Origin of the sequence: Robertkochia flava, from assembly GCF_020166515.1 — a bacterium.
In the GTDB taxonomy this organism is placed as follows: domain Bacteria; phylum Bacteroidota; class Bacteroidia; order Flavobacteriales; family Flavobacteriaceae; genus Robertkochia; species Robertkochia flava.
Genome location: NZ_JAINZT010000007.1, coordinates 34443 through 54259, shown reverse-complemented (window position 1 = coordinate 54259; position 19817 = coordinate 34443). Strand labels below are relative to the sequence as shown.

Here is a 19817-nt window from a genome sequence, read left to right as displayed (position 1 = left end):
GCACTTTATTAAGTCATTTCTGAAGGAATTTATATTTTTAACCAAAAAACTTACATGAAAACTTACCTATTGACTGCTGTTGCCATCCTGGTAACCTGCTGGAGCTCTGCCCAGTTAAACCCGAAAATCTACGAGATCATAGACCAGGTCTCTCCTGAAAGAATAGAAAGTGATATTCGTATCCTGGCCAATTTTGGTACCCGGCACACCCTGAGCGATACGGTCTCCGATACCAGGGGAATTGGTGCTGCCCGCCGCTGGATCAAAGCCGAATTTGACCGGATCTCAGAAAGTTGTAACAACTGCCTGGAAGTTTTCTACCAGAAGAATCTCGTGGAAAAAGGCAGTAACGACAGGATCTTTGAAAATGTTTGGGTAGTGAATGTGGTGGCTATTAAAAGAGGAACCAAGTACCCGAACAACTTTATTATCATGAGTGGAGACATCGACTCCAGGGTATCTGACCCCAACGATAACACCTCTGATGCCCCTGGGGCCAACGATAATGCCAGTGGGATGGCCGGTACCATCGAGGCCGCGCGTGTTCTTAAAGATTACGAGTTTGAGCATAGTATCATCTTTACCGGACTTTCCGGGGAAGAACAGGGATTGTTCGGTGGTAAAGGCCTTGCCGCCTATGCCAAGGAGCAGAACTGGAATATAATAGGCATTTTTAATAATGACATGATCGGGAATATCCGGGGGGTAGACGGCGTGGTGAGTAACCGGGATTTCAGGATCTTTTCAGAACCTGTACCACCTACGGAAACCGAACAGCAGCGTCGCGCCCGACGTTTCTTCGGAGGGGAAGTCGACGGCATCAGTCGCCAGCTGGCAAGGTACGTGTACAGAACCACTAAGACCTATATGCCGGAAATGAACCCCATGCTCATTTACAGGCTCGACCGTTTTGGTCGTGGGGGCCACCACCGCCCCTTTAACGATGCCGGCTTTGCCGGACTGCGTATTATGGAAGCCCATGAGAATTACACCCAGCAACACCAGGACCTGCGCACCGAGAATGGCATTGAGTATGGCGATGTGGTAAAACACGTCAATTTTGAATATGCTGCCAAACTCACCGCAGTGAATGCTATCAATCTCGCCTCCATTGCCTGGGCGCCTCCTGCACCGGATAATGTGAAGATCGGAGGCATCGTGGAACCCGCAGCCAAACTGAGCTGGGATAAGGTAGAAGGCGCTTCCGGGTATAAGATCTACTGGAGAGATACCACCAGCCCAACATGGGACCACAGCCGGTACGTTGGTGATGTTACAGCATATACCCTGGAGGGGATCGTAATCGATAATTTCTTCTTTGGCGTAACTGCCGTTGATGAGAATGGCAATGAAAGCGTAGTGAGCTTTCCGGGAGGTATCATCAGGGACTAGCACCTGATACATAAAAAACATAAGGCCTTTCTTCACGGAAAGGCCTTTTTTCTGTCAAATAAAAAGAATGTGATATTTTTACAGCACACAAGTTCGTCCTATGAAAAATATATGCTACCTGCTTTTGATCCTTCCACTGCTTACCCAGGCACAACTCTTTAAAGAAGAACAGCAGTTTACCCGACAAGACACCCTAAGAGGGAGTATAACCCCTGAACGGGAATGGTGGGACCTGAATTATTACCACCTGGACATCGAAGTGTTACCGGAAGAAAAAATGATCACCGGGAGTAATCTCATCGCATTTACCGCTTTAAAACCGGGACGGGTCCTCCAGGTTGACCTCCAGGAACCCATGAAGATCGACCGGGTAGAACAGGAAGGGAAAGCCCTTAAGGTCGAGTCTGAAGGCAATGCCCATTTCATTCATCTTGAAAAGGTGGCAGACAGTGGCAGTATCCAGGAGATCAGGGTATTTTATTCCGGCCACCCCAAAGAGGCGGTTCGGGCCCCTTGGGATGGAGGATTATCCTGGAAGGAAGATCGCAATGACGAGGATTTTATCGCCACCTCCTGCCAGGGACTTGGCGCCAGTGTATGGTGGCCCAATAAGGATCATATGTACGACGAGGCAGACAGCATGAAGATCAGTGTGACCGTACCGGAACGCCTGGTAGATGTTTCCAACGGAAGGCTGCTGGGTATCGATCACGACAAAATCAATAAGAAAAGAACCTTCCATTGGGGGGTAACCAATCCGATAAACAATTACGGGGTAAACATTAACATAGGCGATTATGTAGGCTTCGGAGAAGTCTACCAGGGAGAGAAAGGCCCGCTGGATATGAATTATTATGTATTGTCCTACAATTTGGAAAAGGCCAGAGAACATTTTAAACAGGCTGCTCAAACCATGGAAGCATTTGAACACTGGTTTGGCCCCTATCCTTTTTACGAAGATGGATACAAACTTGTAGAGGTCCCCTATCTTGGGATGGAACATCAGAGTTCTGTAACCTACGGAAACGGTTACCAGAACGGTTACAGAGGCACCGATCTTTCCGGATCGGGCTGGGGCCTCAAGTTCGATTTTATAATCGTGCATGAATCCGGACACGAGTGGTTTGCCAACAACATTACCAATATTGACATCGCAGACATGTGGATCCACGAGAGCTTTACCGCTTATTCCGAAAGCCTTTTCGTGGAATATTTTCACGGAAAAGAGGCCGGTGCCGACTATGTTACCGGAACCCGGAAGAATATCCTGAACGACAAACCCATTATTGGCGTTTACCATGTAAATCATGAGGGCTCCGGCGATATGTATTACAAGGGGGCCAATATGCTGCACACCCTGCGGCAACTGGTGGAAGACGACCAACAGTGGCGCAACATTCTAAGAGGATTGAATAAAGACTTTTACCATCAAACCGTGAGTTCTGCCCAGGTGGAAGCTTACCTGTCGGAAAAAACCGGAAAAGACCTTTCCGCTTTTTTCAACCAGTATCTCAGAGACACCCGTATCCCCGTATTTGAATACGAATTACAGGGCAATACCCTGCGCTACCGCTATACCGACATTGTCAATGGATTCGATATGCCGCTGGAAGTAACCCTCAACGGCCACACCGACTGGATCTTCCCCACCGCCACCTGGAAAGAAATGCCACTTACAGAGAAGGTGGCTTCATTCACCGTAGACCGCGACTACCTGGTGGTGAGCAAACAATTGTAATTCGCAGCATCCCTTAACAGGTCTTTAAGAGTTACTGCAGGAGTTTTCGTTATTTTAGTGCTGAAAAAATAACGAATCTTACTCTATGAGAAACTTTTTTACTACAGGAGTGATGCTCTTCGCATCACTTATGTGTTTTGCCCAGGATTTTTCAATGGACCTGGTTCAGGACATGAAACCCAGAAATATTGGTCCGGGCGGGATGAGCGGACGTGTCACCACCATTGATGTGGTTACAGAAAACCCGGATATTATGTACGTGGGTACCGCTTCCGGAGGATTGTGGAAATCTACTTCCGGAGGCATCAAATGGGAACCTGTTTTCGAAAAGGAGGTTACCGCATCTATCGGGGCAGTAGCCATTCAGCAATCCAATCCCTCTGTGATCTGGGTAGGTACCGGAGAAGGTAACCCCAGAAACAGTCTCAACGGTGGGTACGGTATTTACAAATCACTCGACGGAGGGAAATCATGGACCTCCATGGGTCTGGAAGAAACCCGTCATATCCACCGGGTGATCATTGACCCTGAAAATCCCAACACCGTGTACGTGGCTGCGATAGGATCTCCCTGGGGAGAGCATCCGGAACGCGGTATTTATAAAACTACTGACGGCGGACAGAGCTGGGAAAAGATCCTTTTTGTAAATAACAGAACAGGAGCTGCAGAACTGATCATGGATCCTTCGAATCCCAATAAACTTATAGCCGCCATGTGGGAACACAAAAGAGACCCCTGGTTTTTTAAATCCGGAGGAGAAGGCAGTGGTCTCTATCTCACGCATGACGGAGGTAAAAACTGGAAAAAACTCACGGAGAAAGACGGACTTCCCAAGGGAGAACTCGGACGTATCGGACTGGCCATGGCCAGGAACAAGCCCAATATTGTCTATGCCCTGATTGAATCTAAAAAGAACGCCCTTTACAAAAGTACGGATGGTGGTTTTAAATGGAAAAAAGTGAACGATAAGGAGGAGATCGGTAACCGTCCCTTCTATTATTCCGACCTGGCGGTTGACCCGGAAAATGAAAATCGCCTCTACTCCATCTTTACTTATGTGAATGTATCAGAAGACGGAGGAAAAAGTTTTGATGCCCTGATGCCGGCCTATGGTGTGAGTAACGGGGTACACCCGGATCACCACGCCTGGTGGATTCACCCGGAAGACGGTAGTTTTATGATGGATGGAAACGACGGTGGACTCAACATCACTCACGACGGAGGGAAGACCTGGAGATTCATAGGAAACATTCCTGTGGCGCAGTTCTACCACATCAGTACCGATAACGACTTTCCATACAATGTTTACGGAGGAATGCAGGACAACGGTTCATGGAAGGGTCCTGCCTATGTATGGAAAGACCAGGGCATTCGCAATTCCTACTGGCAGGAAATCGCCTTTGGAGATGGCTTTGATGTGGTTCCCGATCAAAACGACCCCCGATACGGTTATGCGATGAGCCAGCAGGGTTATGTCTCGCGATACGATGCAGAAACCGGAAATAACTACACCGTTCGACCCACCCACCCGGATCCGGAGATGAAACTCCGGTTCAACTGGAATGCAGCTATCGGTCAGGATCCGTTCGACCCGTCTACGGTCTACTTCGGCAGCCAGTTCGTGCACAAGAGCACAGACAAAGGACTGACCTGGGAGGTGATCTCCCCGGATTTAACCACCAATGATCCTGAAAAGCAAAAGCAGGATGAGAGTGGAGGACTCACCCTGGATGCTACAGGAGCAGAAAATTATACCACGATCCTGGTTATTGAGCCTTCCCCGGTTGAAAAAGATATGCTTTGGGCAGGTACCGATGACGGAAGGGTGCATTATACCACCAACGGCGGTGAAAGCTGGAACGAGGTTACCAAAAACATCAAAGGACTGCCACAGGGCAGCTGGATCGTTCAGATCAAAGCCTCAAAGACCAATAAAGGGGAAGCCTTGCTTGTTGCTAATGACTATCGCAGGTACAACTACACCCCTTATGCCTACAGAACGAAGAATTACGGAAAATCCTGGGAACGTATCGTGGATGAAAACGATGTAAAAAGCTACGCTCTTTCGATCATTGAAGATCCCGAAGAACCGAAACTGATGTTCATGGGCACCGATGACGGGCTCTATTTGTCCTTAAACGCCGGGGAAGACTGGCAAAAGTGGACCGAGGGCTTCCCTTCGGTATCCACCAAGGACCTGGCGATACAGGAACGTGAAGGCGACCTGGTTATCGGTACCTTTGGCCGTGCAGCCTGGGTATTGGATGACATCCGCCCGCTAAGGGAGATCGCAGCAAATAAAGATGTCCTCAACGGTAAGATCGCCTTGTTCACCCCGCCGGCAGCATATGATGCAGCCTACCAGCAACCCACAGGAAGCCGGTTCGGGGCAGATGCCATGTTCGCCGGAGAAAACAAACAGGACGGTGCCATGATCTCCTTCTTCATAAATCCTCCTGCCAAAAAAGCGGATGAAAATAAAAACGAGAAAGAAACAGGAGAAGAAACTCAGGAACAACAAGAGAACGAAGTAAAATGGGACAGCCTGACCCTGGAGATCTTTAAAGGTGACAAGCTCATCAGAACCCTGAAGCAAAAAGCCCCTGAAGAAAAGGGAATTCACAGAATGTTTTGGAATCTGGATGAAAAAGGCGCAGACCGCCCTGCACGCCGGATACGCAAATCAAACCGCGAACCAGGAGGTGTAAAAGTCCTTCCAGGCACCTATAACCTCAGACTCACCTACGGTGACCAGGTCTCTGAAAACAGCATTGAAGTAAAGACCGATCCACGTATCGACTATGATATGGCAGACCTGGAAGAAGTATACCAGGCCGGACAACAGCTGGAAACCTGGCAGCAACTCACTGCCGACCTTAGTCAGCAACTGCTGGAGAGCCGAAAAACAGCTGAATCTTTTAAAAATGATTTTAAGAAAGAAGATAAGGAGGCCTTTAAGGAAGAGATCGAAGCTTCAGAAGAGATCGTTAAGAAGATTGACAGTATCCTTGATGAGATCTTTGGCAAAGAAGACAAACGCCAGGGAATTACCCGTAACAATGACCCTACGGTAACCTCGCGAATCCGCCTGGCTTCAGGGTATGTGAGCAGCAGAAAGACCGGTATCACCGACACGGAAACCCAATTGATGAAACAGGCTGAGGATGCTCTCGACCAGACGGTACAGCACACCAATGCGTTCTACAAGAATGACTGGCCGGCTTATCGCGAAAAAATGGAAGCTACAAATATCGAAAGATTTAAGGAGATTAAAACTTTTTCCTTAGATTAGAGTAGCTGAAAACCAATAAATTATGAAATCTTTTTTTTACACCACACTATTGAGTCTTATCCTGTTTTCCTGTAAGCAGGATAAGGCCGATGGTTCTCAAACTGATAACCGGGAGGTGTCGCAGTACAGCATCGAGCAGTTCATGAATAACGAGGAGGCCTGGGGAAATGGCTTCAATCATGACAATTCGAAAGTACTGCTTACCAGTAACCGATCGGGTATTTTCAATCTTTACAGTATTCCTTCTACCGGAGGAGCACCGGAACCTATCACACAATCAGACAGTACCTCAGCCTGGGGAATATCGTATTTCCCAAAAGACGACAGGGTACTTTTCCGAATGGACAACAATGGGGATGAGATCTTCAAGATTTTTGTCAAGGATAGTAGTGAAATTAAACGGCTTACACCTGCTGAAGGAGTAAGAGCGCTTTTCTGGGGATGGAGTAAAGATGGGGATGCGTTTTATTACATGAGTAATGAAAGGGATTCCCGCCAGATGGACCTCTTTAAGATGGATACGGAAACCTATGCATCAGAAGCCGTATTCACCAATAAGGAGGGGGTTCAGATCAGTGCACTTTCATCTGACGAGAAATACCTTGCCTATGTAAAACCTATCAACACCAATGATAGCGATTTGTTTCTTCTGAACCTGGAAACCGGCGAGGCCGTACAGATCAATGAGAACCAATCGGGGAATAGTCCCCAGGATTTTGCACCGGATAACAGTGCTTTGTACTACACCACAGACGAGGGCTCTGAATTCAGTTACCTCGTGAAGTATGACATCGCATCCGGAAGCAGGGAGAAGGTAAGAGAAGAAAACTGGGACATCAATGGTTTTGGTTTTAGTCATGACGGGAATTACAGCATTACCAGCATCAACGAGGATGCCAGGTCGAAGGTGATCGTTACCCGGGTAAACACCGGGGAAACCCTGGATTTACCGGAATTCGATGATGCCTTTATCAACGGGGTGCGTTTTTCCAGAGATGAGAGCAGCATGCTGTTAAGCGTTGGCGGGTCTCACACCCCAACCAACACCTGGGCTTACCACCCTGAAGACGGGTCACTACAACAGTTAACAGACGTGCTGAATCCGGCTATTAACCAGGAAGACCTTGTAGCAGCAAAAGTCATCAGATATCCTTCCTTTGACAGCCTTGAGATTCCGGCCATCTATTACGAACCTCATCAAGCCACTGCCGAACATAAAGTACCGGCAATCGTTTGGGTTCACGGAGGACCCGGAGGCCAGTCCAGACAAAATTATTCTTCTACCATTCAATACCTGGTTAACCACGGGTATGCGGTTTTGGCCGTAAATAACAGGGGGAGCAGCGGATATGGGAAGACCTTTTACCGCATGGATGACCAGAACCACGGGGATAAAGACCTGAAGGATTGTATTGCCGGAAAAGACTGGCTGGCTTCCCAAAATAATATCGATGCCGAAAAGATCGGTATCCTGGGAGGTTCCTATGGCGGATATATGACTATGGCCGCCATGACCTTTGCTCCTGAAGAATTCGAGGTCGGGGTCAATCTGTTTGGGGTAACCAACTGGATCCGTACCCTGAGAAGCATACCGCCATGGTGGGAATCCTTTAAGGATGCCTTGTACCAGGAAATGGGAGACCCGAATTCTGCAGATTCTGTACGGCTAAGAGCCATTTCCCCGCTATTCCATACCGAACAGGTAACAAAACCCCTGTTGGTACTTCAGGGCGGACAGGATCCAAGGGTACTTCAGGTGGAGTCGGATGAGATCGTTGCAGGGGTAAAAGCCAATGGTGTCCCTGTGGAATATGTACTTTTTGAAGATGAAGGCCATGGATTTAATAAAAAGGAGAATGAGATCAGAGCATATCAATCTATCCTCACCTTTCTGGACACCTACCTGAAAAAGGAGCCTGCAGATCCCGACATGAAGAACAGTAAAGACATCCCGGAATCCTGATTCAGGATGTAACAACTTAGGTCCTGCCTGTACTCCGGTACAGGCAGGATTTTTTTTAACCCATAACAATGTGAAGCGATGAAAAGATTCTTAACCTGCCTTTTTCTGGCTCTTTTACTTTCGGGTCATAGCGCTGCCATTGCCCAGGATACCGGAGAAGACCGCCTGGGGGCATGGTATATGTATTTCGGAACCAACAGGATTTCGGAAAAATGGAGTATTCATACCGAGGCGCAATTCCGGTACTACGAGGTGGCCGGTAATTTCAATCAGATGCTGCTGCGTACCGGAGCCAATTTCCATATTGCAGCAAACGCCATAGCCACTTTGGGTTACGCCTATATCGACACCGATACGGAATTCGAAGAATTTGAAGGGGAAAAGAAAAGTTTTGAACACCGGATCTTTCAGCAATTTATACTCAAAAACTCCCTGGGCGATATTGCATTTGAACACCGCTACAGACTCGAACAGCGATTCCTCGAGCAATACGGAAGATCCGATACCCAGCATCGGGCCCGATACCGCCTGCAACTCACCTATCCGCTGAATGAAAAGTGGTTTCTGAATTTTTACGATGAAATATTTATTAACTTACAGCAACCCCTCTTTGGCCAGAACAGGTTGTACGGGGCCCTGGGTTATAAATTACGTCCGGACCTCAGCCTGCAGTTGGGCTTTCTGAAAAACCATTTTACGGGCCGCAACTACGACCGTCTGCAATTTGCTGTATTCTTTAATCCTGATTTCTCCGGAAGTCGGCACAATCGTAATCTATGAGAACAGAAGCCTTGACCTTTAAAAACAGGGACGGTATTGAACTCTCCGGAAGGATTGATCTGCCACCTGACCAAAAACCCCATGCCTGGGCTATTTTTGCCCATTGCTTTACGTGCAGCAAAAATTTCCCTGCGGTAAAAAACATCAGTCGTGGTTTAACTTCTGAGGGGTTTGCCGTATTGCGGTTTGATTTTACAGGCCTGGGAAATAGCGAAGGTGATTTTTCCAACACCAACTTTTCGGCAAATATAAACGACCTGGAAGACGCCGCCGAAATGCTTGAACGGCAATTCAGCGCTCCGGCCCTGCTTGTGGGTCATTCTCTTGGCGGAGCCGCTGTCCTGGTTGCTTCCTCAAAAATCCCTTCTGTAAAAGCCGTGGTAGCCATCGGAGCACCATCTCATCCTTCACATGTAGTTCATCTGCTAAAAGAAGGCAAAGACAGTATCCTTGAAACGGGAAAAGCCCTTATCAATATTGGGGGACGTGACTTCACCATAAGAAAACAGTTTCTGGATGACCTGGAGAACATGTCTGAAAATGGAGTCAGTAAAGCCCCGGGAACCCCTCTTTTGATCATGCACTCACCCCAGGATAGCATTGTGAACATCAAAAATGCCCGGGAATTGTATAAAGCCGCCCGGCATTCAAAAAGCTTTGTTTCCCTCGATGGGGCCGACCATTTACTAAGCGATAAGAAAGACTCGCTTTATGCCGGAAAACTTATCGGGAGCTGGGCCAGCCGATACATCCCCAGACCTGAAATCCCCGTAAAACAAACCGACCACCAGGTGGCGGCAAGCCTGGACCCTGACGATAAATTCACGACGCAAATGTTCGCAGGCGACACCTATATGCTTGCAGATGAACCTGAGGCGTACGGCGGTGCCAACCTGGGGCCCACCCCATACGACCTCCTGGCGGCAGCCCTGGCCAGCTGTACGGCAATGACCCTGCGAATGTATCTGGATCGCAAAGACTGGAAGGTAGAACGCATTAATGTCTTTGTGTCTCACAGCAGAAAACATGGGGAGGACTGCGAAGTATGTACAGACCCGAATGCGAGGATCGATCATTTTCAGAGGGAAATTCAGATCGAAGGTGACCTGGACCCTGAACAGATGAAACGAATTTTGGTCATAGCAAATAAGTGTCCGGTTCATAAATCGCTGGAAACCCCAAATCATATAGAAACCCGTATCAGGGAGTCATAATGTTGTGAAAAACGGTATTACTTAGTATCTTCGGGTTTAACACAAAAAACCAACATTTGTATGACAAACATGAAAAAGTATATAGGAATACTATCCTTAGGGGTATTAACCCTGGCTATAGGATGTAAAGGGAATGAAAAAAAAGAGACCACGGAGGATGCGGTCCAGACTGAAGAGATGAAAACCGAACCCATGACCGAAACTGCCCGGGAGGTAGTGGTAGTCATGGAATCGAAAAGCGGTAGTGAAGTAAAGGGAGAGGTGACTTTCTCAGAAGAAAACGGGGTGGTGAGTATGACCGCAGTTTTTGATGGGCTTGCCCCCGGCGAACATGCCATTCACCTTCATGAAGAAGCAGACTGCTCTGCAGACGATGCTACCTCCACCGGAGGCCACTGGAATCCCACCTTTGCCAAACATGGCCAATGGGGAGATGCTGATGGTTATCACCTGGGGGATATCGGTAATTTCACGGCAGATGAAACCGGGAAAGGTGCTATTCAATTTGCGACCGACCAATGGTGTATCGGATGCGGGGATGAGAAAAAAGATATCCTCGGTAAAGCCGTGATCGTACACCAGGGTACAGACGACTTTACCTCCCAGCCCAGTGGTGCTGCAGGCGCCAGGGTTAGTTGCGGAGGCGTTATCGAATAATTTTACGATTGCATAACAGAAAATAAAAAAAGGTCCGGATGCGCTTCCGGACCTTTTTTATAATGGGATATTGCCATGCTTGCGTTGGGGAAGCTCAGCTTTTTTACACTCGAGCATACTAAATCCTTTCAGCAGTTTTCGCCGGGTTTCCCGGGGTTCAATAACCTCATCGATAAACCCTCTTTGCGCCGCCGTATAGGGGTTGGCGAATTTCTCCGCGTATTCTTTCTCTTTCTCAGCAAGTTTAGCCTCGCTGTTTTCGGCCGCCCGGATCTCCTTCTTGAAAATGATCTCACTGGCTCCCTTGGCGCCCATTACGGCGATCTCGGCAGAAGGCCAGGCAAAGTTAAGATCGGCCCCGATATGCTTGGAGTTCATCACATCATATGCTCCCCCATAGGCTTTTCGGGTGATTACGGTTACCTTGGGTACGGTGGCCTCGCTAAGTGCGTAAAGTAACTTTGCTCCATTTACAATGATCCCGTTCCATTCCTGGTCGGTACCGGGAAGAAATCCAGGGACATCCACCAACACCAGCAGCGGGATATTAAAACAATCGCAAAATCTTGTGAAACGAGCTGCTTTAACCGAGCTGTTCACGTCCAGTACTCCCGCAAGGTGCATGGGCTGGTTGGCAACTATACCAATACTGCGACCCCCAAGTCGGGCAAAGCCCACAATAATATTTTCGGCGTATTCCTCATGAACCTCAAAGAAGGTATCGGTATCGATGATTTCTTCGATCACCTTATGCATATCATAAGGCTGGTTTGGATGATCCGGTATAAGGGAAGTTAGCATATCCCGGTACTCTTCACCCGATACATAGGGGATCTTTTCCGGTTTTTCCCTGTTGTTCTGAGGCAGGTAGGACAAGAGCTTTTTTAACTTATCCAGGCAGGTCACATCATTCATAGCCGTAAAATGCGCCACACCCGATTTCGACGCATGTGTAGCAGCGCCACCCAGCTCTTCGGCCGTTACATTTTCGTTGGTCACTGTCTTTACCACGTTAGGTCCGGTTACAAACATATAACTGGAGTTCTCCACCATCAGGGTGAAGTCGGTCATGGCAGGAGAATATACGGCGCCCCCGGCACAAGGCCCCATAATGGCTGAGATCTGTGGAATAACGCCTGAAGACCTGACGTTGCGATGAAATATATCTGCATAGCCTCCCAAAGAATTTACCCCTTCCTGAATGCGGGCACCTCCCGAATCGTTTAATCCGATCATAGGGGTACCGGTTCTCATGGCCATATCCATAACTTTACAGATCTTTTCTGCATGGGTTTCCGAGAGCGCTCCGCCGAACACCGTGAAATCCTGAGCAAAAATATATACCATCCGGCCTTCAATTGTTCCATATCCGGTAATGACCCCGTCTCCGTAGTACTGTTGTTTCTCCATCCCGAAATCGGTAGCCCTGTGGGTTACCAGCGCTCCCATCTCTTCAAAGGACCCCTCATCCAAAAGATAATCGATACGCTCCCTTGCGGTGAGCTTCTTTTTCTCGTGCTGACGTGAGATCCGGGCTTCTCCTCCTCCCTTTCGGGCCGCTTCCAGTTTATTTCTAAGTGCTTCTATCTTTTCTTTCATAGCCTATGCGTTTGGTAATCTCAAGATCTTACGATCTTTCAGGTATTCACTAAAGGCCACCAATGCCGCTAGATGAGCCTTGTATTCCCGGGTTCGGGCTATAACCTCAGGATCGTAATACTGTTTTACGAAATGCGTGTCAAATTCCCCGCTTTTAAATGCGGGATGCTGCATGACAAAACTTCCGAAAGAAAGCGTAGTCTCCACGCCTTCCACCCGGTAATTCTCAATGGCCTTTAGCATGAGCTGGATGGCTTCGGTACGGTCGTTTGCGTAACAGATCAGTTTGGATAACATGGGATCGTAATATATGGGAACTTTCATCTTTTCCTTAAACCCGTTATCAACCCTGATGCCCGGTCCGCTGGGCAATTGATAGGTCTCCAGGGTTCCCGTACTTGGTAAGAAGTTATTCAGCGGATCCTCGGCATATACCCGAAGCTCGATGGCATGACCTTTCAGGGCCAGGTCCTCCTGTTTAAAAGGCAGTTCCTGACCCATCGCAATCTCAATTTGTAACCTTACCAGGTCTTTACCCGTAACCAGCTCTGTAACCGGGTGTTCCACCTGCAATCGGGTATTCATTTCGAGAAAATAGAAATTATGGGAAGCATCCAGAAGAAATTCCACCGTACCTGCTCCCACATAATTACAGGACCTGGCCACATGAATAGCCGCCTGTCCCATTTTCTCTCTGAGCTCCGGCGTGAGCACGCTGGATGGTGCTTCTTCGACCACCTTTTGGTGACGCCTTTGAATACTGCACTCCCGTTCAAATAAATGCACGGTATTTCCATGTGTATCTGCCAACACCTGTACCTCGATATGGCGGGGCGAGCTTACGTATTTTTCTATAAAAACGGCTCCGTCCCCAAATGCCGCCTTTGCTTCGCTAATGGCTCTTTCCATTTGGGATGCCAGGTCACCCTCCTTCTCTACGATGCGCATGCCTTTACCACCACCCCCGGCAGAAGCCTTGATAAGAATGGGGAAACCGATTTTACGGGCAATTTCCATGGCCGCTTCGGCATCAGTTATGGCCGCTTCAGTGCCGGGAACCATGGGAATATCATAGGCAGACACGGTAGCCTTCGCCTCCAGCTTACTCCCCATTACCCGAATCGATTCCGGAGAAGGCCCGACAAAAATGATCCCTTCCGAAGTTACGCGTTCTGCGAACGCCGCATTCTCACTTAAAAATCCATATCCGGGATGGATGGCATCTGCTCCCGAACTTTTAGCGACAGCAATGATCTTATCCATATCCAGATAGGACGAGGCCGAATCCGGACCACCAATATTCCATGCTTCTCCGGCAAGCTGCACATGAGGCGCATCCCTGTCGACATCAGAGTACACAGCTACGGTAGCTATTCCCATTTTATGGGCACTGTGAATGATCCTGACCGCGATCTCGCCGCGGTTGGCAATCAATAATTTTTTCATGTTAGCGGAATGATATTAGTACTGTTCCCTTTTCTACTGAAGTACCCTGAGAGACCATTATAGAATCAATAATTCCTTTCCTGGGGGAAAGGATCACATTTTCCATCTTCATCGCCTCGAGGACAAGTAAAGGGGTGTCTTTTTCCACCTCCTGTCCCTCAGTGACATAAATGCTAAGCAGCAAGCCTGGCATGGGTGCCGCTACTTTGTCGACGGCATTGTCCCCGGCCACGGCAAATCCCATTTTTTCAATAAACAGGTCCAGAGGCGTATCCAGATCCACCTCAAAGGTTTCACCTTCAATCCGGATCGTATACCGGGCATTAAAAAAATCAGACGATTCTACGGTGATATGTACTGACCGGTTATCCTTTAAAATATGGTAGGCATCAGGACCCGTGCGGATCTGGTCCATATCAGAAAGCGATGTTTCGGAAAGATCGAATTCGTACGTGCTATTAACACGGGCTCTGAAAAATTCAGCCATGAACAAATGTTTTACTTAAATATACTTATTCTTTCCATCTTATGGGAAGTTCATTACAATCTTTAGACAGATCACTGGAAACACCTGTGAAATTTGTTAATTTTTTCTTAACTTAATGCTGTAAATCACTACTGAAGAAGTATATGCAGTTAAAATCTCACAAAGTAGTATGGATCAGCTTGCTTTTTGTAATGGCCTGTAAGACAGACCCGGAAAGCAAAGAAAGTCCTGTTCCTGAAACCGGGGATGAAAAGGAGGTAACTACTGCACCTGAAATCACTTCCTTTTCAGAAACCTACTCGATGAACGGGACAGAATTTACAGTAACGCAAAACGGGAATGTTCTTGTAGTGACTCCCTCCGGTTTGGAGATCGATAATTCTCCTTTAAAAACCCAGGCGAAAGGGGTTGTGGTAAAGGCTGAAGCGGAAGACCTGGACAGCGATGGATGGCCGGAACTTGTGGTGTATACCCAAACTGCAGACGAGGCTAAAAAAGGTAATGCCTTCGCCTATTCTGTACTTAATGGAAAATCTCTGACCCCGGTTTACCTGCCTCCCATGGAAGATGATCCCGACCTGGTGCAAGGCTATGTGGGCGGAGACGAATTTGCAGTGGTGGAAACCTCCCTGGTAAGGCGGTTTATTCTTAGCGACGGTTCGACCCGGCAAATACAATACAAATTGAAAAATGGTGAAAACTCAAAAATATTTTTTGTGGATAAGGTAGTTGAATATTAAGGTACTGCACCCTTGGCTCCCCGTTCACAAACCCTATCATACCAACCTGAACTAAAATCTGCTGAACGCTCAATTAACACTTAAACCAACCAATATGAAAACTGCAGAACAAAACCGAAAAGAGGAGGCCGGCATTTTAATTCAATCATTCTTTGCCATACTCATGGTCGTATTAAGCGTATATCTCGCTTATACCATAGGTGAACTTTGCTATCAGGCGCTAAGTTCGATCAGCATGGGAATGCCTGCGATATAAGCAGGAAAGATTCAGAGGGTCCATCCCCCCGAACCTTCTTTTAATTAAAGTCTGCTGATGTAATTGCCGTAGACATCCTTGAACTGTAATCCGGAAACAAAACGATTTCTGGACAGTTTTTTATGGCCTGCCAGGCCCCACAGAAGGAATTCCTTCATAAAGTGACGGTCCTTTTCCGGAAGTTCAGGCTGGTATTTTGTGAGCAGCCTTTCCAGCGGCCGTATCGTATCGAGTTGCACCTTGTATTCCGCATCTGCCAGGTCGTCTTCCAGTTCAAAACCACTGCCCTCAAAGAACCATTGCATCACCTCATCGTAAGGGCTTTCCTCTCCAGGCTTTTCAAGCTTTTCTATCTTGGGAAAATAATCCGGGAACAGACTTTTTACAGAGCTCATGATAAGCGCGTTGGCCACATATTCGGCACCTTCCTGTTCGCCTTCATATACCAGCTCAACCTTACCGGTAATGGCAGGGATTACACCCATAAAATCGCTGAGGCGGATCGTTCCCTTCTCCTCATTATTTAACAACATACGCCTTTCGGCTGTGCTCATCAGGTTCTCAAACACGGTAATGCTCATACGGGCACTAACCCCGCTTTTATGGTCTATAAATTCGCTTTCACGGGCTTCGAATGCAATTTGTTCGATAAGCAGGGTTGCAAGTTCAGGAACATGTATGCGTTCCTTTTGGTTCTCATCCAGCCTGGCCTCCTGTTGGGTAATGGTTTTGGCAATGGCAACAGTCTCCGGGTAATGCGTCAGGATCTGCGACCCGATCCGGTCTTTTAACGGGGTCACGATACTTCCACGGTTGGTATAATCCTCAGGGTTGGCGGTAAACACAAACTGGATATCCAGGAGCAACCGCAATTTAAATCCCCGGATCTGGATATCTCCTTCCTGCAAAATATTGAATAACGCCACCTGGATCCGTGCCTGAAGATCGGGCAATTCGTTGATCACAAAAATGCTTCTGTTGGCTCTTGGGATCATCCCGAAATGGATCACCCTGTCGTCTGCGTACGACAACCTGAGATTGGCAGCCTTGATCGGATCCACATCCCCGATCAGGTCGGCCACAGTAACATCCGGGGTGGCCAGTTTTTCATAAAAACGCTCATTCCTGTGAATCCAGTTTACAGGAGTCTGGTCACCCTTCTCGGCTATCAGCGTTCTGGCATACCTGGAGATGGGATTCAGGGGGTCGTCGTTAATTTCAGACCCCTCCACTACCGGCATCCACTCATCCAGTAAACCAACCATGAGCCGGGCCAACCGCGTTTTTGCCTGGCCCCTTAGTCCCAGTAAATTGATGTTATGGCGGGAAAGAATAGCCCTTTCGAGTTCCGGTAAAACGGTATGCTCGTAGCCATGTATGCCTTCAAAAGGGGCCTTGCCCTCTTTTATACATGCTATCAGGTTTTCCCTGAGTTCTTCCTTCACCGTTCGGGAACGGTACCCGGATGCTTTTAATTCACCAAGGGTCTTTATCTTTTCAATATTCATAAACAATGTTGCTTTAAGGTTATCCTCTGATCCTTCGTTTTCGATTGTTTTCGTAGTCTTCAAAAATCATTTCTCCCAATCCCTGCAGGCCTGTAAAGAAGGCCTTACCGCGATTGGCTTCGGTAAAATGACGCACAAACTGCATGAGGTAAGGGTCCTGTGCGATCATAAAGGTAGTGATCGGGATATGGAGTTTTCGCGCCTGCCGCGCCATTTGGTAGCACTTATCAACTATATAGGGGTCCAGGCCCATGCTGTTCATATAGTATTCACCATTAGGCTCGCGAAGGCAGCTGGGCTTTCCATCGGTGATCATAAAGATCTGCTTATTGGTATTCTTTTTTCTCCTCAGCATATCCATAGCCAGCTGCAAACCTGCCACCGTATTGGTATGGTAAGGCCCTACCTTCAGATAGGGAAGATCTTTTATTGCTATAGGCCAGGCATCATTCCCGAAGACCAGAATGTCCAGCGTGTCTTTAGGGTAACGGGTGGTAATAAGTTCGGCCAGGGCCATAGCTACCTTTTTTGCCGGGGTTATTCTGTCCTCCCCATAAAGGATCATGCTATGACTGATATCAATCATCAGTACCGTACTCATTTGCGCTTTGAGATGGGTTTCCTCCACCACAAGATCATCTTCATTAAGAGTGAAGGCCCCTATTCCGTGATTGATCTGGGCATTTCGCATACTCTCTGTCATGGAAATACGCTCCAGGGGATCTCCAAAGCGGTATTCCCTGAAATCCCCGGTATGCTCATCCCCCCGACCTACAAATGAGGTACGGTGGTTACCGGAACCGCTGCGCTTTAATTTCCCGAAGATCTGGTCTAAGGCATGCTTCCTGATCAGCTGTTCTGTCTTTGCGGTTATGGCATAGTTTGGATCTCCATTGCCTTCTCCTTCACCGGCTTCCGGGTCGATCTCTTCCCTGATATACCCTTTTTTCTTGAGGTCCTCTATAAAATCATCAATGGAATAATCTTCTGTGGTAAGCTCATACTCCTTGTCCAGTTCCCTCAGCCACGATATAGCTTCATCGAAATCACCCGAAGTATGGGTGATAAGCTCCTTAAAAATCTCAAAGAGCTTTTCGAAGGTAGAAACCTCCGGAGCGCTGTAAGAATCAAATACAAATCCTTTTCTGAATACATCTTTCATAGCCTTGTAAAAATACTAATTTTTTACCGGGGCTAAGGATGGAACGGGGCAAAGACCCGGCCTAAAGTTTTGTTAATAAAGGTTTTGACCAGCAAGCAAAACACCGCCAGACAGGTTTCTTTGGAACTGCTCAGCCCTTAATTTCTGAAGAGTTAAATCCGTATTTATCCACCAGGTACACCAGGGCTGCCATGGTTGCAGCTCCCAGTTCGAGTTCCCGTTTATTGACGTGCTCGAACGTATCATTTGCTGCATGGTGGTGGTCAAAATACCTTTGTGAATCAGGTCTCAACCCGGCCAGAACGGTTTGACCATTTTTCAGCGGACCGATATCGGCTCCGCTTCCACCCTTTTCAAATAAATGGATAAGGTAGGGCTCAAACAATTGCTTCCAGCTTAAAACCTTCTCGAATTGATCGTCCCTGCAATCAAAGGAAAACCCTCTGGGGGTAAAACCTCCGGCATCGCTTTCCAGTGCAAAAAGATGTTCTTCTCCATTTTCAGAAGCCACCTCAGCATATTTTCTAGCCCCGCGCAGTCCATTCTCCTCGTTCATAAAGAGTACCACCCGGATGGTTCTTTTAGGTCGGTAACCGGTTTCGCTTAATAAGCGCAACACCTCCATACTTTGCACGCATCCGGCACCATCGTCATGGGCACCGTCACCCAGGTCCCAGGAATCGAGATGACCTCCAACGGTAATGATCTGTTCAGGAAATTCAGAGCCCTTGATCTCTCCAATAACATTATAGGATTTCACATCCTCAAATACGCGGCATTTCTGGCTGAAATAAAAGGTGATCTTATCATCGAGCCTGAGCATAGTACTCAACAGCTCTGCGTCCTTAGTACTGATGGCCGCAGCCGGAATTCGCTCTTCTGCTGGCAGATCTCCGTAAGACATGCTTCCGGTGTGCGGCAGGTCGTCCAGGCGAAGATTCAGCGATCGTACAATAACTCCGGTGGCTCCGTATTTAGCGGCTTCCAGGGCTCCTGCATAACGCTGGTTCACACAGCCACTGTAGGCCTGGAACGTATTGATAAGATCTGGTTGCATGGGCTCATTCAGAAACACGATCTTGCCCTCGAGCTTTTCCCGACCAAGGGTTTCCATCTCTGCAATACCATTTACCTCAACCACACGTCCCCTGAGTCCACCGTCCGGAGTAGCTACACTACCGCCCAGGGCACAAATATTCACCGGGGTGATCTTCCCCGGTCCGGATTCTATATACGCATACTCTTTAACCCCCCTGGTCCATTTAGGCACCATAACGGGTTGCAGCCAAACCCTGTCCAGCCCCAAGGATTCCATTTCCTGCTTTGTATAGGTCACGGCCCTTTCCGCATTTAATGACCCCGAAAGACGCCCCCCTATCTGATTGCTCAGATAATCCAGCCAGGAGTAACTTTTGCCGTTGGTAAGGGATTGGGAGAAAATCTCCTCAATTTGCCTCTGGTCTTCAGTCTGAGCCAGGAGCGCAAGTGGTAACAGTAAGAACAGGGTAAGAATCCTTCTCATGGTAGCATCGCATTTTATGAGTTCTAAATTGGGCATTCCCCTTCAAAAGTCATGTTAAATT

15 protein-coding genes are annotated in these 19817 nt (G+C 47.9%); 9 read left to right on the top strand and 6 right to left on the bottom strand.

Going from position 1 to position 19817, the window contains the following annotated elements:
* The first annotated feature begins 54 nt into the window (after window positions 1-54).
* The 7 genes from K7R11_RS11445 to K7R11_RS11415 all read left to right on the top strand — a co-directional run bounded on the left by K7R11_RS11445 (window position 55) and on the right by K7R11_RS11415 (window position 11036).
* The gene (locus K7R11_RS11445; RefSeq protein WP_224490875.1) at window positions 55-1392 is read left to right on the top strand and encodes a M28 family peptidase; all 1338 of its coding nucleotides are present in this window, start codon (window positions 55-57) and stop codon (window positions 1390-1392) included.
* A gap of 100 nt (window positions 1393-1492) precedes the next feature.
* Complete coding sequence (locus K7R11_RS11440) at window positions 1493-3130, top strand: M1 family metallopeptidase (RefSeq protein ID WP_224490874.1); 1638 nt, start codon at window positions 1493-1495, stop codon at window positions 3128-3130.
* 85 nt (window positions 3131-3215) lie between these two features.
* Window positions 3216-6422: a VPS10 domain-containing protein gene (locus K7R11_RS11435; RefSeq protein WP_224490873.1), complete on the top strand. Its 3207-nt coding sequence runs from the start codon at window positions 3216-3218 to the stop codon at window positions 6420-6422.
* Between the two features lie 22 nt (window positions 6423-6444).
* Window positions 6445-8385: a S9 family peptidase gene (locus tag K7R11_RS11430; protein WP_224490872.1), complete on the top strand. Its 1941-nt coding sequence runs from the start codon at window positions 6445-6447 to the stop codon at window positions 8383-8385.
* 78 nt (window positions 8386-8463) lie between these two features.
* Window positions 8464-9165, top strand: a complete 702-nt coding sequence (locus tag K7R11_RS11425) for a DUF2490 domain-containing protein (RefSeq protein WP_224490871.1) — start codon at window positions 8464-8466, stop codon at window positions 9163-9165.
* Window positions 9162-10379: a bifunctional alpha/beta hydrolase/OsmC family protein gene (locus tag K7R11_RS11420; protein ID WP_224490870.1), complete on the top strand. Its 1218-nt coding sequence runs from the start codon at window positions 9162-9164 to the stop codon at window positions 10377-10379. Before K7R11_RS11425 ends, K7R11_RS11420 begins: the two co-directional genes overlap by 4 nt.
* Before the next feature lie 69 nt (window positions 10380-10448).
* Window positions 10449-11036, top strand: a complete 588-nt coding sequence (locus tag K7R11_RS11415; protein WP_224491202.1) for a superoxide dismutase family protein — start codon at window positions 10449-10451, stop codon at window positions 11034-11036.
* Window positions 11037-11093: 57 nt separating this feature from the next.
* Here K7R11_RS11415 and K7R11_RS11410 read toward each other — a convergent pair whose 3' ends face one another.
* The 3 genes from K7R11_RS11410 to K7R11_RS11400 are packed head-to-tail and all read right to left on the bottom strand — an operon-like array spanning window position 11094 to window position 14568.
* On the bottom strand, window positions 11094-12635 hold the full coding sequence (locus K7R11_RS11410) for an acyl-CoA carboxylase subunit beta (RefSeq protein WP_224490869.1): 1542 nt from the start codon (window positions 12633-12635) through the stop codon (window positions 11094-11096).
* A gap of 3 nt (window positions 12636-12638) precedes the next feature.
* Window positions 12639-14081 (bottom strand): acetyl-CoA carboxylase biotin carboxylase subunit, encoded by a 1443-nt coding sequence (accC, locus tag K7R11_RS11405; RefSeq protein ID WP_224490868.1) that lies wholly within the window; start codon window positions 14079-14081, stop codon window positions 12639-12641.
* Window position 14082: 1 nt separating this feature from the next.
* Window positions 14083-14568 carry a biotin/lipoyl-containing protein gene (locus tag K7R11_RS11400; protein ID WP_224490867.1) on the bottom strand — a complete coding sequence of 162 codons (486 nt, stop codon included), beginning with the start codon at window positions 14566-14568 and terminating at the stop codon, window positions 14083-14085.
* Between the two features lie 143 nt (window positions 14569-14711).
* Between K7R11_RS11400 and K7R11_RS11395 the strand changes: the two genes are divergently transcribed.
* Together K7R11_RS11395 and K7R11_RS11390 are read left to right on the top strand one after the other, a co-directional pair.
* Window positions 14712-15308: a hypothetical protein gene (locus K7R11_RS11395; RefSeq protein WP_224490866.1), complete on the top strand. Its 597-nt coding sequence runs from the start codon at window positions 14712-14714 to the stop codon at window positions 15306-15308.
* 94 nt (window positions 15309-15402) lie between these two features.
* Window positions 15403-15564, top strand: coding sequence for a hypothetical protein (locus K7R11_RS11390; protein ID WP_224490865.1), 162 nt, complete (start codon window positions 15403-15405; stop codon window positions 15562-15564).
* A gap of 44 nt (window positions 15565-15608) precedes the next feature.
* On the opposite strand, the gene K7R11_RS11385 is transcribed toward K7R11_RS11390, so the two are convergent.
* The 3 genes from K7R11_RS11385 to K7R11_RS11375 form a co-directional block, all read right to left on the bottom strand.
* Complete coding sequence (locus K7R11_RS11385; RefSeq protein ID WP_224490864.1) at window positions 15609-17072, bottom strand: magnesium chelatase; 1464 nt, start codon at window positions 17070-17072, stop codon at window positions 15609-15611.
* A gap of 19 nt (window positions 17073-17091) precedes the next feature.
* The gene (locus K7R11_RS11380) at window positions 17092-18234 is read right to left on the bottom strand and encodes a vWA domain-containing protein (protein ID WP_224490863.1); all 1143 of its coding nucleotides are present in this window, start codon (window positions 18232-18234) and stop codon (window positions 17092-17094) included.
* A gap of 130 nt (window positions 18235-18364) precedes the next feature.
* A complete protein-coding gene (locus tag K7R11_RS11375; protein ID WP_224490862.1) occupies window positions 18365-19756 on the bottom strand; it encodes a M20/M25/M40 family metallo-hydrolase in 1392 nt (463 codons plus the stop codon).
* Window positions 19757-19817 lie beyond the last annotated feature (61 nt).

Bases quoted from the DNA above. Each gene is read 5' to 3' on its own strand.
- K7R11_RS11400 (WP_224490867.1), bottom strand. From the start codon at position 14,568: ATGGCTGAATTTTTCAGAGCCCGTGTTAATAGCACGTACGAATTCGAT.
- K7R11_RS11430 (WP_224490872.1), top strand. From the start codon at position 6,445: ATGAAATCTTTTTTTTACACCACACTATTGAGTCTTATCCTGTTTTCC.
- K7R11_RS11410 (WP_224490869.1), bottom strand. From the start codon at position 12,635: ATGAAAGAAAAGATAGAAGCACTTAGAAATAAACTGGAAGCGGCCCGA.
- K7R11_RS11380 (WP_224490863.1), bottom strand. From the start codon at position 18,234: ATGAAAGATGTATTCAGAAAAGGATTTGTATTTGATTCTTACAGCGCT.
- K7R11_RS11415 (WP_224491202.1), top strand. From the start codon at position 10,449: ATGAAAAAGTATATAGGAATACTATCCTTAGGGGTATTAACCCTGGCT.
- K7R11_RS11425 (WP_224490871.1), top strand. From the start codon at position 8,464: ATGAAAAGATTCTTAACCTGCCTTTTTCTGGCTCTTTTACTTTCGGGT.
- K7R11_RS11395 (WP_224490866.1), top strand. From the start codon at position 14,712: ATGCAGTTAAAATCTCACAAAGTAGTATGGATCAGCTTGCTTTTTGTA.
- K7R11_RS11435 (WP_224490873.1), top strand. From the start codon at position 3,216: ATGAGAAACTTTTTTACTACAGGAGTGATGCTCTTCGCATCACTTATG.
- K7R11_RS11390 (WP_224490865.1), top strand. From the start codon at position 15,403: ATGAAAACTGCAGAACAAAACCGAAAAGAGGAGGCCGGCATTTTAATT.
- K7R11_RS11420 (WP_224490870.1), top strand. From the start codon at position 9,162: ATGAGAACAGAAGCCTTGACCTTTAAAAACAGGGACGGTATTGAACTC.
- K7R11_RS11445 (WP_224490875.1), top strand. From the start codon at position 55: ATGAAAACTTACCTATTGACTGCTGTTGCCATCCTGGTAACCTGCTGG.
- K7R11_RS11375 (WP_224490862.1), bottom strand. From the start codon at position 19,756: ATGAGAAGGATTCTTACCCTGTTCTTACTGTTACCACTTGCGCTCCTG.
- K7R11_RS11385 (WP_224490864.1), bottom strand. From the start codon at position 17,072: ATGAATATTGAAAAGATAAAGACCCTTGGTGAATTAAAAGCATCCGGG.
- accC (WP_224490868.1), bottom strand. From the start codon at position 14,081: ATGAAAAAATTATTGATTGCCAACCGCGGCGAGATCGCGGTCAGGATC.
- K7R11_RS11440 (WP_224490874.1), top strand. From the start codon at position 1,493: ATGAAAAATATATGCTACCTGCTTTTGATCCTTCCACTGCTTACCCAG.